This is a genomic window from Streptomyces sp. NPDC022910 (assembly GCF_055561075.1).
On record NZ_JBVHHL010000104.1, the window covers coordinates 1 to 13106 of the forward strand.

The 13106-nt window shown below is 68.7% G+C and carries 11 protein-coding genes and 1 pseudogene; 5 read left to right on the forward strand and 7 right to left on the reverse strand.

Going from position 1 to position 13106, the window contains the following annotated elements:
* Nucleotides 1-296 precede the first annotated feature (296 nt).
* The gene (locus ACZ3TS_RS41150) at nt 297-980 is read left to right on the forward strand and encodes a GntR family transcriptional regulator (RefSeq protein WP_467627866.1); all 684 of its coding nucleotides are present in this window, start codon (nt 297-299) and stop codon (nt 978-980) included.
* A gap of 130 nt (nt 981-1110) precedes the next feature.
* On the opposite strand, the gene ACZ3TS_RS41155 is transcribed toward ACZ3TS_RS41150, so the two are convergent.
* Complete coding sequence (locus tag ACZ3TS_RS41155) at nt 1111-2493, reverse strand: OFA family MFS transporter (RefSeq protein WP_467627869.1); 1383 nt, start codon at nt 2491-2493, stop codon at nt 1111-1113.
* Between the two features lie 235 nt (nt 2494-2728).
* Nucleotides 2729-3988 carry a formyl-CoA transferase gene (frc, locus tag ACZ3TS_RS41160; RefSeq protein WP_467627871.1) on the reverse strand — a complete coding sequence of 420 codons (1260 nt, stop codon included), beginning with the start codon at nt 3986-3988 and terminating at the stop codon, nt 2729-2731.
* A gap of 235 nt (nt 3989-4223) precedes the next feature.
* On the opposite strand from frc (ACZ3TS_RS41160), the gene ACZ3TS_RS41165 reads away from it, so the two are divergent.
* Nucleotides 4224-4988: an acyl-CoA dehydrogenase family protein gene (locus tag ACZ3TS_RS41165; protein ID WP_467627874.1), complete on the forward strand. Its 765-nt coding sequence runs from the start codon at nt 4224-4226 to the stop codon at nt 4986-4988.
* Between the two features lie 532 nt (nt 4989-5520).
* On the opposite strand, the gene ACZ3TS_RS41170 is transcribed toward ACZ3TS_RS41165, so the two are convergent.
* Both ACZ3TS_RS41170 and ACZ3TS_RS41175 read right to left on the reverse strand, forming a co-directional pair.
* A complete protein-coding gene (locus ACZ3TS_RS41170; RefSeq protein WP_467627876.1) occupies nt 5521-6144 on the reverse strand; it encodes a carbonic anhydrase in 624 nt (207 codons plus the stop codon).
* Between the two features lie 57 nt (nt 6145-6201).
* Nucleotides 6202-7215, reverse strand: coding sequence for a 2-dehydropantoate 2-reductase (locus ACZ3TS_RS41175; RefSeq protein ID WP_467627879.1), 1014 nt, complete (start codon nt 7213-7215; stop codon nt 6202-6204).
* A 332-nt stretch (nt 7216-7547) separates the two neighbouring features.
* Between ACZ3TS_RS41175 and ACZ3TS_RS41180 the strand changes: the two genes are divergently transcribed.
* The 3 genes and pseudogenes from ACZ3TS_RS41180 to ACZ3TS_RS41190 form a co-directional block, all read left to right on the forward strand.
* Nucleotides 7548-9104: a Re/Si-specific NAD(P)(+) transhydrogenase subunit alpha gene (locus ACZ3TS_RS41180; RefSeq protein ID WP_467627881.1), complete on the forward strand. Its 1557-nt coding sequence runs from the start codon at nt 7548-7550 to the stop codon at nt 9102-9104.
* A 6-nt stretch (nt 9105-9110) separates the two neighbouring features.
* A complete protein-coding gene (pntB, locus tag ACZ3TS_RS41185) occupies nt 9111-10574 on the forward strand; it encodes a Re/Si-specific NAD(P)(+) transhydrogenase subunit beta (RefSeq protein ID WP_467627884.1) in 1464 nt (487 codons plus the stop codon).
* Between the two features lie 121 nt (nt 10575-10695).
* Nucleotides 10696-10887: pseudogene (locus ACZ3TS_RS41190) on the forward strand (IS481 family transposase); the annotation flags it as partial.
* Nucleotides 10888-11049: 162 nt separating this feature from the next.
* Here ACZ3TS_RS41190 and ACZ3TS_RS41195 read toward each other — a convergent pair.
* The 3 genes from ACZ3TS_RS41195 to ACZ3TS_RS41205 form a co-directional block, all read right to left on the reverse strand.
* Nucleotides 11050-11472 carry an ATP-binding protein gene (locus ACZ3TS_RS41195; protein WP_467627886.1) on the reverse strand — a complete coding sequence of 141 codons (423 nt, stop codon included), beginning with the start codon at nt 11470-11472 and terminating at the stop codon, nt 11050-11052.
* Between the two features lie 95 nt (nt 11473-11567).
* The gene (gene frc / locus ACZ3TS_RS41200) at nt 11568-12824 is read right to left on the reverse strand and encodes a formyl-CoA transferase (RefSeq protein WP_467627889.1); all 1257 of its coding nucleotides are present in this window, start codon (nt 12822-12824) and stop codon (nt 11568-11570) included.
* 51 nt (nt 12825-12875) lie between these two features.
* Nucleotides 12876-13106: thiamine pyrophosphate-dependent enzyme (locus ACZ3TS_RS41205; RefSeq protein WP_467627892.1), on the reverse strand; the 231-nt coding region annotated here is incomplete at its 5' end.

Here is a 13106-nt window from a genome sequence, read left to right on the forward strand (position 1 = left end):
TCCAAGAACGCCCAACGCCCTCGGTACGACTCAACAGCTAAAACCCGAGGTCAGGGACCCAATGCGCGCTTGACAAGCCCGGCCCTCATGGGTGCAGGGATGATGTTTTCGGCAAGGGCAGCCCGAACGTGACCGTCAGACCTGGGCCGCGTTCCTGCGCAGCCAGGCCCAAGCGATCCTGGCCTGCGACTTCTTCACCGCCAGTCACAGACGCTCACGCCGCGCGCGGCCGAGTGTGTAGACTGTAGACGAAAACCAATGCCAGGCTAGGTTGAGCTGCTACCGAGGGTGGAGCCATGGCGTTCGCGGCGTTGCCGACCGGCACCGTACCGAAGCTGGAGCGACCCGGCCCGCTGCGCGAGCGGGTCTATGAGGCTCTCCTGGAGCTCATCGTCACCAGGTCGCTCAAGCCCGGGCAGCACCTGGTCGAGACCGAGCTCGCGGGACACCTCGGCGTCTCCCGCCAGCCGGTCCGCGAAGCCCTGCAGCGGCTCAACACCGAGGGCTGGGTGGACCTGCGACCGGCGCAGGGCGCTTTCGTGCACGACCCCACGGAAGAGGAGGCCGACCAACTGCTCGTCGTACGCGGCCTGCTGGAGGCCGAGGCGGCGAGACTGGCGGCGGCGAACGCCACCCCGCAGACCACGACGCGGCTGCGTGAGTTGTGCGAGACGGGCGAGCGGGCGTTGGAGTCCGACGACGTCGACGCCGTGGTCGCGGCCAACGCCGCCTTTCACGCGTACGTGATGGAACTCGCCGCGAACTCGGTGCTCGCAGAGCTGTCCGCACAGGTGGATCGCCGCGTGCGGTGGTTGTACACGCCCGTCGCCCGCACCCGCGGCGCGCTGTCCTGGGTCGAGCACCGGGCCATGATCGAGGCCATCGAGGCCGGCGACCAGCAGCGTGCGCAGCAGTTGATGCGGGCCCACACCGAGCACACGCGCACCAGCTACCACGAACGCGCGGGTACCGAGCGGTGACGACGGGACGCCGTCCGTGACCGCGGGACGCTTCCGGAGGCGACGGCAGGAATCCGCCGGCGCGGACCGTCCGCCGATGGACGGCGGACGGTCCGCGGCGTGCACCGTTCAGCACGGCGCGGGCACGGGGCTAGACCGTTTCACTACTGACCTGCAGCGCGGTCGCCCGGGTTCGCCTGGCTGTGGGGTGGCCCGGTTGCCGCAGCAGCATCGCCAGCGCCGCCGACGCCAGCCCGAAGCATCCGGCGAGAGCGTACGCCCCGGAGTAGCCCCACGCCGCGACGACCGTCGCGCCCAGACCGCTGCCGGCCAGCCCACCGACCAGCTTGGAGCTGTACACCAGACCATAGTTCTGGGCGTTGTTGTTCTCACCGAAGTAGTCCGGGACCAGCGAGGCGAACATCGGGAAGAAGGCGCCCGAGCCGAAACCGGAGATGAAGGCGAAGAAGAGGAACAGCGGTTCGCTACGGATGTCACCGGCCCACAGGACACCGAACTGCGACAGTCCCTCGACGAGGATCACCAGGATCAGCGTCTGCTTGCGTCCGAGCCGGTCGGACACCCAGCCGGTCACGCCGCGGCCGGTGCCGTTGATGATGGACATGATGCCCATCGACGAGGCGACCACCAGCGGACCGAACCCGATCTCCTTCGCGAACGGAACCTGGAAGGAGATGCCGAAGATGGAGACCCCGGAGCACAGCACCAGGCAGAACCACATCAGCGGGAGCATCCCGGTGCGGATCGCCTCCATCGGCTCGTACTGGCGCACGGCCGGGGGGTTCTTGGACAGTGCCTTGTCGTTGGCGTTCTTGCTGTGCTGGAGCGGGTCGACCTCCTCGGGCCACCAGTTCTTGGGCGGGTCCTTGAAGAACCAGCCGCAGATCGCCACGAACACCAGGACGTAGATGCCCACCCAGTCGAGCACCGTGCGGTAGTTGCCGGCGTCAAAGGCGTAGGTGAATACGAAGATCATCGGTACGGACCCGTAGGCGAAACCGCCGTTGACGAAGCCGGTCTTGCCGCCGCGCCGCTCCGGGTACCACTTGCCGACGATGTTGACGCAGGTCGAGTAGACCATGCCGGCGCCCGCGCCACCGAGGACACCGAAGCCCAGAATCGCCAGCGCCACGTTCGGCGCGTAGCTGAGGGCGAAGAAGCCGAGCCCGGCCAGGACGGCTCCAACCAACGTGGCCCCGCGGGCCGTGAGGATCCCGCGTTCCCGCAGCCTTCCCGTCGGGAAGGCCACTCCCGCCTGGAAGACCGTCCACACGCCCAGGACCCAGAACGTATTGGTGGACGACCAGCCGTGCGCCGAGGACAGGACCTCCTCGGCCGAGCCGAAGGCGTATTCCGCGACGCTGATGGCCATCATGGCCACCCACGGAAGCACCACCATCAGCAGGCGCGGACCCCCCAGAAGGTCCCTGGCGCTCTCGCCGACGCGGTACACGCGCCCGTTCGCATCCGTGATCTCCCGGTATGCGGGTGGTATGGATGTTGCAGTTGTCATGCCTTTTCCCCTTGCTCAAGAGACTCACCAGCGCCCCCTGGTCGGTACTCCGTGTGCAATGCGGGGAGGTCCGACCCCGGGCAGCGGTGCCCGAGCAGGACCTGTCATGCGGACCGGTCATGACGGTCCGCGCCGTCGAAGATTGGGTTGCGGCGCAGCGGGGGCCCGCGTCGCCGGGTCGGAAGCGGCGGATGCCGGGCCGCTTCCGTCGAGTGGCGCCGGCTCCGCGCCATGCTCAGATCACTCCGTTCGACTTGAGCGTCCTCAAGTCCTCGTCGTCCAGGCCGAGTTCGCCGATGTAGATCTCCTCGTTGTGCTCGCCCAGCAGCGGGGAGGTGGTCACCTCCACCGGCGAGTCGGACAGTTTCAGCGGGCTGCCCACGGTGATGAACTCACCCCGCTCGGGATGCGGGACGCGCACCACCATCTCGTTGGCGATGAGCGACTCGTCCTCGATGATCTCCTTGGTGGACAGGATCGGCCCGCACGGAATGTTGTGCGCGTTCAGCCTCTCCAGCACCTGCCACTTCGGCAGGGTGAACGTCCATTCCTCGATCAGCTGGAACATCTTGCCCAGCTTCGGCAGCCGCGCCTCGGGGGTGGCCCACTCGGGGTCGTCGGCCAGCTCCGGGTGGCCGATCATCTCGCTGAGCGACTTCCAGCCGACGGGCTGGACGATGACGTACACGTAGTCGTTCGGGCCACCAGGCGCACAGCGGACCGCCCAGCCTGGCTGGCCGCCGCCGGAGGCGTTGCCCGAGCGTGGCACCTCGTCGCCGAAGTCTCCGTTGGGATATTCCGTGAGCGGCCCGTGAGCCAGGCGCTGCTGGTCGCGCAGCTTCACCCGGCACAGATTGAGCACCGCGTGCTGCATGGCGACGTTGACCCGCTGACCGCGCCCGGTCTTCTCCCGCTGCAGCAGGGCGGCGAGGATGCCGGCCACGGCGTGCACGCCGGTCCCCGTGTCGCCGATCTGAGCACCGGTGGCCAGCGGCGGTCCGTTCTCGAAGCCTGTGGTGGCCATCGAGCCGCCCATGGCCTGTGCGACGACCTCGTACGCCTTGAAGTTGGTGTACGGGCCGTCACCGAACCCCTTGATGGAGGCGTAGACGATCCGCGGGTTGATCTCCTGGATGCGCTCCCAGGTGAAGCCCATACGGTCGACCGCGCCCGGCCCGAAGTTCTCGACCATGACATCCGAGCGGCGGATCAGCTCGGTGAGGATCTCCTTGCCGCGCTCGGTCTTGGTGTTCAGCGTGATGCTCCGCTTGTTGCAGTTGAGCATCGTGAAGTAGAGGGAATCGACGTCCGGGAGGTCGCGCAGCTGTGTGCGCGTGATGTCACCGGACGGCGCCTCCAGCTTGACGACGTCCGCGCCGAGCCAGGCGAGCAGTTGAGTCGCGGAGGGCCCGGACTGGACGTGAGTCATGTCCAGCACACGGACACCGTCCAGTGCCTTGGTGCCAGTGGTGGGCTTGCTGATCGCGGTGGTCACCGGGTCACCTCACTCGTTCGTCGCGGAGCGCGATGGGACGGCAGGAAGAAGTGAATACTGTATGCAGTGAGGGACCTTAGCCCTTGTGTGATCCAAGTGACCCAGGCTGGAAGTTGAGGTTTTCCCCAAGAACGAACAAAGGGGCGGCATAGTCAGCGAGACGGCATACAGTATGCAATCTACGAGGGGAGGCTTGGCAGGCTCCCCGCTCGCCCGGACTTCAGGGAGCCGCCCCATGTCGTACCGCTCCGCTCTCTCCTACGTCTTGAGCAGCACCATCGAGCCCTCCGCCGAGCAGACCAGCGCACGCGAGAGGTTTCCCCGCGCCTCAGTGGTCGCCCTCGGGGAGGCAGGACTGCTCGGACTCACCATCTCCGCCCACCTCGGCGGCGGGGGCCTCGGACTCGTCGAGGCCACCGAGGTCGTGACCGAGGTGTCCCGCGCCTGCCCGGCCACCGGCGCTGTTCTCCGGTCCCACTACGCCGCTGTCACCCTCATCGAGGCGTACGGCACGCCTTGGGTGCGCCGGAAAGTCGCCGCCGGCCATCACCTCAGCACCCTCGCTCTGACCGACGTCAGCGACGGCGGCGGACCGGGCGGCTCGGGCTGCCCGGCTCCGCCGACGGGTTCGACGGCGACGCGCACCGGCGACGTGGTGGCGCTCCGCGCCCGGAAACGCGACGTCGTCGGGGCCGGCGAGGCCGACAGCTACATCTGGTCCTCCCGCCCGGTTGACGGCAGCGACAGGCCGACCCTCTGGCTGGTCCCGGCGGACGCCCCCGGCCTGTTCGTGCCGGCTCGGCCCAACGGCGCGGGCCCGCGCGGCAGCGGCACGTCCACGGTCTGCGCCGACCCCGTGCTGGTCCCGGCGAGCGCGAGGCTCGGACGGGAGGGCGGCAGGCGCACTCACGCGCTGAGCACCGTCCACGAGTGGCTGGCCACGCTGCCGACCGCGGGTTCGGCGGCCACCGAACCGGTCAGCGCCGAAGCACTCACCTGACCATCCACGCGCTCCCGACGGTGGACGACTGCATACAGCATTCGATGAGTTGTGAGGACGACCACAGGGGCGCTCATACCGTACGAGCAGGGCGGCGAGGTGGCCTGGCTCGTCGATGACCACCCCCGGAGATCCATCCGAGCAAGGCCAAGGGATTCACATGTGCGCGACGGTGAGGGGGAGGAACCATGACGGCGAGCGTCACTGACGTGACGACGGAGGCCGCCATCAGTGCGATCGTGGCCGAGCATTGCGGGCCACGCGGCCCGTTGCTGCCGATATTGCACGCCATCCAGGCCGAACTGGGCCACGTACCCGAGGAGGCCGTCCCGCTGCTCGCCCACCCGGCTGCTGAAGCTGGTGGATGCCGGAGCGGAGGGCGTGGACCCCGTGGTCGTCGCGGCCGCGCAGTTGCTGAGGCAGCCGCAGGAGGCCTCCGTCGGCTGACCGGCCGCCGACGCATGACGCCGCCTCATCTCCCTTCGGGTGGAAGGGAGATGAGGCGGCGTCGTGTGTGACGAGCCCGAATGGCTCAGGCGGCTGCGACGTCGTTCAGGCCGCGGCTGGTGACCAGGCGCACCTGTCCGTCGTCGAGGTGGTAGGACAGGCCGACGACCGCGGTCCGCCCGCCGGCGAGCGCGGGTGAGCGGTCGAGGAGCAGGTCCACGGTGTGCCGTATGTGCTCGTCCACGATGTCGGGCTCCTCGCTCAGCCCCGCCGCACGCGCGGCCAGCACGCTGGAGGTGACGCGCTCGACGACGTCGCGCACGTACCCGGCCGGGGCCAGTCCCCCGTCGAGGGTGGTGCGCGCTGCGCGGATCGCACCGCACGCGTCGTGTCCGAGCACCACCACGAGCGGGCTGCCCAGTTGGCCCACGCCGTACTCGATGCTGCCGAGCACCTCGGGACCCAGCACGTGGCCGGCGGTACGCACCACGAAGAGGTCCCCCAGACCACGGTCGAAGATGATCTCCGCGGCCAGTCGTGAATCGGAGCATCCGAACACCACGGCGAAGGGATGCTGAGCGGGCGCCAGAGCCGCGCGACGCGCGGCGTCCTGGTTCGGGTGCTGCGGATCTCCGGCGACGAAGCGCCGGTTGCCCGTCAAGAGGATGTCGAGGGCCTGGGCTGCGGTGGGCGTCTGGGTGATAGCCATGGAATCAGGATGCGTAGACTCCATACAGTATGCAATACGCCTGCAAGGGACGGATGCTCACGCGGGGAGGGCGCCGGGCTGGGCTCCGGCACCTGAAGCACTCTCGGCATTGCGGCGCGCGAGCAGGTCGGTCGCCGCGTGGATGGCCCGCAGGGTGGGCGCCTCGGCGCCGGTGATGTCGGCGATCTCGACCACCGCCGTCACCACGGCGTCGAGTTCGAGCGGCTTGCCGGCCTCCAGGTCCTGCAGCATCGAGGTCTTGTGATGCCCGACCCCCTCGGCACCGCGCAGTCGCTTCTCGATGGAGATGTCCGGCTCACTGCCGACCCGGGCCGCGATGTCCAGGGTCTCCTCCATCAACTGGGCGACCAGCCGCCGTGTTTGGGGGTGACGGCAGATCTCGACCATGGTCGCCCGGGTGAGCGCGCTGAGCGGGTTGAACGCGACGTTGCCCATGAGCTTGATCCAGATGTCGTCGCGCAGATTCGGCTCGACCGGCGCCTTCAGACCACCGGCGATGAAGGCTTCGCTGAGCGCCGTACAGCGCTCGGAGACGTGACCCGAGGGCTCCCCCAGGGAGAACCGGGTGCCTTCCAAGTGCTTGATCACTCCGGGCGCCTCGATGACGGTGGCTGGGTAGACGACACAGCCGATGGCCCGCTCCGGCGACAGGACCGCGCTGGTGGCGCCGCCCGGGTCGACCGCTTCCACGCGTCGGCCCTCGTAGGGCCCTGCCAGCCGGTGGAAGTACCACCAGGGGATACCGTTCTGCCCGGCCACGACAGCCGTGTGATCGCCGAGCAGCGGCTTGACGAGCGGCCCGCAGGACGGATACGAGTGCGCCTTCAGCCCGAGGAACACGTAGTCCACCGGGCCGATTTCGGTGGGGTCGTCCGTGGCGTGCGGCCTGGCCGTGAAGTCACCGCGCGGACTGTTCACGCGGACCCCGTCGGCCTGCATGGCACGCAGATGCTCGCCACGGGCGACGAGGTGGACCTCGGCACCGCCCCGGTGCAGTGCGGCACCGACGTACGCACCGATCGCACCGGCCCCGAGGACTGCGATCTTCATGGCGACTCCTCTCGATTGAAGACTGCATACTGTATTCAGCCCTTTCCGTGCATGTCTATCAACGCTACGTAATCAGAAGGCCACATGCCTTAGGCATTGCATACAGTATTCGATCCTTACTATCCTCGTCCGACCGAGGGTTTCCGCGGTGGCCCGTTGACGGGCGGGAAACTCCCCCACCCAGCCAGGGAGAAGCACATGTGATCGTTCTCGGCCGGTACGCAAGGTGAAGCACATCGCGGTCTGCTCGCGTTGGCCCGCATCCGTCCGGCGGGTAGGTTCCAGCGATGGCAGATCCCCCTCGAGCCCTACCCTGACGAGAGATACAGGACATGTCTGCTCAAGAACCCGCACACCATCCTCCCCAGCGCGTAGGCGTGGTCGCCGAGTCCGTCCCCGGGGAGACGCGCGTCGCGGCGACCCCCGCGACGGTGCGTCTGCTGCTGGGGCTCGGCTACGAGGTCGTGGTCGAGCCCGAGGCCGGTGAGGCCTCCGGCTTCGCCGACCAGGCCTACGTCGATGCCGGCGCGGAGGTCGGCGAGGCCTGGGACGCGGATGTCGTTCTGAAGGTGAACGCCCCCTCCGGCTCGGAGATCGCCCGGCTGCGCGAGGGCGCGACCGTGGTCGCTCTGCTGGCCCCGGCGCAGAATCCCGAGCTGCTTCAGGCGCTCGCCGACGCCGGCGTGGCCGCCCTCGCGCTGGACGCGGTGCCGCGCATCTCGCGCGCACAGTCGATGGACGTGCTGTCCTCGATGGCGAACATCGCCGGCTACCGCGCGGTCATCGAGGCCGCGCACGTCTTCGGACGGTTCTTCACCGGCCAGGTCACCGCGGCAGGCAAGGTGCCGCCGGCGAAGGTCCTGGTGGCCGGCGTGGGTGTGGCGGGCCTGGCGGCGATCGGCGCCGCTTCCAGCCTCGGCGCTGTCGTGCGCGCCACCGACCCGCGGCCGGAGGTCGCGGACCAGGTGAAGTCGCTGGGCGGCGAGTACCTCCCGGTGAACGTCGCTCAGGAGGCGAGCACCGACGGCTACGCCAAAGCGACCTCCGCCGACTATGACCGCGCCGCCGCCGAGCTCTACCATGAGCAGGCCGAGGACGTGGACATCGTGATCACCACCGCGCTGATCCCGGGCCGGTCGGCGCCGCGCCTGCTGACGGCCGAGGACGTGGCCGTCATGAAGCCAGGCAGCGTCATCGTCGACATGGCCGCCGCCCAGGGCGGCAACGTCGAGGGCACGGTCGCGGGCCGGGCGGTGGTGACCGACAACGGCGTGACCATCGTCGGCTACACCGACCTCGCCTCCCGGCTGCCCGCACAGGCCTCACAGATGTTCGGCACCAACCTGGTGAACCTGATCAAGCTGCTCACGCCGGGCAAGGACGGGCAGCTGGCGATCGACTTCGACGACGTCGTGCAGCGGGCCGTGACCGTGGTGCGGGACGGCGATGTCACCTGGCCGCCGCCGCCCGTCGCGGTCTCGGCCGTGCCCGCCGCGCAGCCCGCGACCGCGCCCGCCAAGCCCGAGTCCAAGCAACCGAAGCTGACGCCTGCGCGACGCTTCGGCCTGATCGGGCTCGGCATGCTCGCGATGTTCCTGCTGGTGGCCTTCGCCCCCGCGCAACTCGCCGAGAACTGCACCGTGTTCGCGCTGGCGGTGGTGATCGGCTACTACGTCATCGGCAAGGTGCACCACGCGCTGCACACACCGCTGATGTCGGTGACCAACGCGATCTCCGGGATTGTCGTGATCGGCGCCCTGCTGCAGATCGGGCACGAGAGCCGGATAGTCACCACGCTGTCCTTCGTGGCGATCCTGCTGACGAGCGTCAACGTCTTCGGAGGTTTCGCCGTCACCCGCCGCATGCTGTCCATGTTCTCGAAAGGCTGAGCCGAGATGACCTCCATGACGGCCTCCCACGCGGCCAACCTGGTCGCCGCCCTGTTGTTCATCCTCAGCCTGGCCGGCCTGTCCCAGCACCGCACCTCCCGCGCCGGCGTCGTCTACGGCATCGCCGGCATGGCTCTCGCGCTGGTCGCCACGATCGTGGTGGCGGCGCAGAGCATCACCGCCGGCCCGGTGGCCCTGATCGTGCTGGCCATGGCGCTCGGCGCGGTGATCGGCCTGTGGCGGGCTCGCCGGGTCGAGATGACGCAGATGCCCGAACTGATCGCGGTGCTGCACAGCTTTGTCGGCCTCGCCGCGGTGCTGGTGGGCTGGAACAGCTACCTGGAGGTGGAGTCGCACGGCAAGGCGCAGACCCGGATCGGCGCCGATCTGCTGGGCATCCACCACGCCGAGGTGTTCATCGGCATCTTCATCGGCGCGGTCACCTTCACCGGCTCGATCGTCGCGTTCCTGAAGCTTTCGGCGCGAATCCAGTCCCGTCCGCTGATGCTGCCGGGCAAGAACGCGCTGAACCTCGGTGCGCTCGGCGCCTTCGTCGCGCTGACGGTCTGGTTCACCATCAGCCCGAACCTGCCGCTGATGATCACGGTGACCGTGCTGGCGCTGGCCCTGGGCTGGCACCTGGTCGCCTCGATCGGCGGCGGCGACATGCCCGTCGTCGTCTCCATGCTGAACAGCTACTCGGGCTGGGCGGCGGCCGCGGCCGGCTTCCTGCTCGACAACAACCTGCTCATCGTCACGGGCGCACTGGTCGGCTCCTCCGGTGCCTACCTGTCCTACATCATGTGCAAGGCGATGAACCGCTCCTTCATCTCCGTCATCGCAGGCGGTTTCGGCATCGAGGCGCCGTCCAGCCGCGACGAGGAGCAGGGCGAGCACCGCGAGGTGCGCGCCGCGGAGGCGGCCGAGATGCTCGCCCAGGCCCGCTCAGTGATCATCACCCCCGGCTACGGCATGGCCGTCGCCCAGGCCCAGCACCCGGTCGCGGAGCTGACGCGACAGCTGCGCGAGCGGGGCGTCGAAGTCCGCTTCGGCGTCCACCCCGTCGCCGGGCGCCTGCCCGGGCACATGAACGTGCTGCTGGCCGAGGCGAAAGTGCCCTACGACATCGTCCTGGAGATGGACGAGATCAACGACGACTTCGCCGACACCTCGGTCGTGCTGGTCATCGGCGCGAACGACACCGTCAACCCGGCCGCAGCCGAGGACCCGAGCAGCCCCATCGCCGGCATGCCAGTACTACGGGTCTGGGAGGCGGAGCAAGTCATCGTCTTCAAGCGCTCCATGGCCTCCGGCTACGCGGGCGTGCAGAACCCGCTGTTCTTCCGCGAGAACAGCAGCATGCTCTTCGGCGACGCCAAGCAGAGCGTGGAGGACATCCTGCACGCGCTCAGCACCGACAGCCGACGCGAGGCGGCCCCGGCCGCACGTGAGGTGACGGTGGCGGGCTAGGTGTCGTGTCCAGGAGGTTGTGGACGGGTGATGCAGGTCTCGGGTGAGGGATCTTGAAATAAGTGAGGTCCTTTGTGGCCTGGTGTGGATTGCGAGATCGGCACCAGGCCAGAAGGCCCTCGTGCCCTACCGTGATGCACCCCTGACCGAGACCGGACGGCTGCGGCTTGCCCGCTGCGTGGCCGACGACGGCGTTCCCCTGCGCCGCGCAGGGGAACGCTTCCAGAGCATCCATGGGAGGGTGTCGGGCACCCCCCGCCGGGAGTACGTCGGAAGGACCCGCGGGCCAGGTTCAGCGGGTTCGCGACCTCATACCGGGCTTCTCCGAGGTACTGCTCCAGGCGATCTCTCCGTACCACAGTGAGCGGTTCGCGTCCGCGGAGGAGTTGCTCACCGCTCTGGAGGCCCTGCTCTGCCCGCACCCGTGAAGCGGCCGGACACCGTCGTGTCCGGCCGCTTCGGGCGTTTGCTGGGCCTACGTGGGGGCCGTGCAGGGTCCGGGGCGGGTGACAGGCAGGTCCACCGCGACACGCCAGCCCGTGGCGTCGCGCCGTATCTCCGTCCGTGTGGCGAGCGCGCCCACGATCCGCAGACCACGGCCGTGCTCGTCCGGATCGCCGTCGGGGTGCGGCCGGACGCCTCCTCCATGATCGCGCACCGTGATGTGCAGGAGGTCCGTGTCCAGGCTGAGGCGCAGCGCCATGTGGCGATGGCCGTGCTCGGCCGCGTTGGCCGCCAGCTCGTCGACGACGAGGGCCGCCGTGTAGCTGTCGTCCTCACAGAGGCGCCACTGGCGCAGCAGCGTCTCGGCGAAGTGCCGCGCACCGCACACGGCGGTGCGCCGGGCCGGCAGGACCAGCAGCGCATGTCGGGGAGGATCGATCATCATGGAACCCATCGCGAATACTGTATTCAGTATACAGATGAAGGGTCCGGGTGCAGCATGGAGCCGGCCCGGACCAGGGGTCCGGGCCGGCTCCGTCACGCGACCGTTCAGATGATGATCTGCTTGTCCCGCATCTCGGCGATGGCACCCGCGTCGTAGCCCAGCCCGCCGAGGACCTCGTCGGTGTGCTCACCGAGCAGCGGGGCGCCCTGGATGTCCGGCTTGAACCGGGAGAACTTGATCGGGCTGCCGACGGTCAGGTATGTTCCGCGGCCCTTCTGCTCGACCTCCACGACGGTCCCGCTCTTGCGCAGCGCGGAGTCTTCGGCGATCTCCTTCATGCTCAGCACGGGCGCGCAGGGCACCTCCCACTCGCGCAGGATGTCGACCGCCTCGTACTTCGTCTTGTCGGCGAGCCACTTCTCGATCTCCTCGAAGATCTCGAAGATACGGGACTGCCGGGCCCGGGCGGTGGCGTAGTCCGGGTCCTCGGCCCACTCGGGGCGGCCGATGGCCTCGGCGGTCCGCTTCCAGTTCTGCTCCTGGACCGTGAAGTAGATGTACGCGTTCGGGTCGGTCTCCCACCCCTTGCACTTCAGGACCCAGCCGGGCTGACCGCCACCGCCGGCGTTGCCGCCGCGGGGCACGGCCTCCCCGAACTCGCCGTTCGGGTACTGCGGGTACTCCTCCAGGTAGCCGACCCTGTCCAGGCGCTGCTGGTCGCGGAGCTTGACCCGGGACAGGTTGAGCACGGCGTCCTGCATGGACACCGCCACCTTCTGCCCCTTACCGGTCCTGTCACGGTCGATCAGCGCCGTGAGGAGGCCGATCAGCAGGTGCATACCGGTGTTGCTGTCCCCGAGGGCGGCACCGCTGACGGTCGGCGGGCCGTCCCAGAAACCGGTCGTCGAAGCGGCACCGCCAGCGCACTGGGCCACGTTCTCGTAGACCTTGAGGTCGTTCCACGGCGAGTCCTCGTTGAACCCCTTGACGGAGCCGAAGATCAGACGCGGGTTCCACTCCTGGAGCGTCTCCCACCCCAGGCCCATGCGGTCCATGGCGCCCGGCGCGAAGTTCTCGACCAGGATGTCCGCCTCGCGGATCAGCCTCTCCATGACCTCCCGGCCCTCGGCGGACTTGGTGTTGATGGCCAGCGAGCGCTTGTTGCTGTTCAGCATGGTGAAGTACAGCGCGTCAGCGTCCGGGATGTCGCGCAACTGGTTGCGCGTCACGTCACCACCGGTGGTGCGCTCCACCTTGAGCACATCGGCTCCGAACCAGGCGAGCATCTGCGTACAGGCCGGACCCGCCTGTACGCCAGTGAAGTCGATGACCTTTATCCCGGAGAGCGGCAGTTCAGTCATATTTGCTTTCTTCCTCGTGAATCGTCCCGATGCGGTGGTGGCGGGACGTGGTCAGTGCTTGGCCGTGATGCCCTTGGGGTTGAGGTGAGCGATGTTGCCGCTCTCCGTGCCGTCCGTCGGGTCGATCACACAGTCGATGAGCGCAGGACCGCCGGCAGCCAGAGCCTCGCGCAGAGCGGTGGCGACCTCGGCGGGAGTGGTCGCCTGGTAGCCCTTGCCGCCGAACGCCTCGATCATGAGGTCGTGACGGGCCTTCAGGGCGGTGGGTGCCGGGTCATCGGA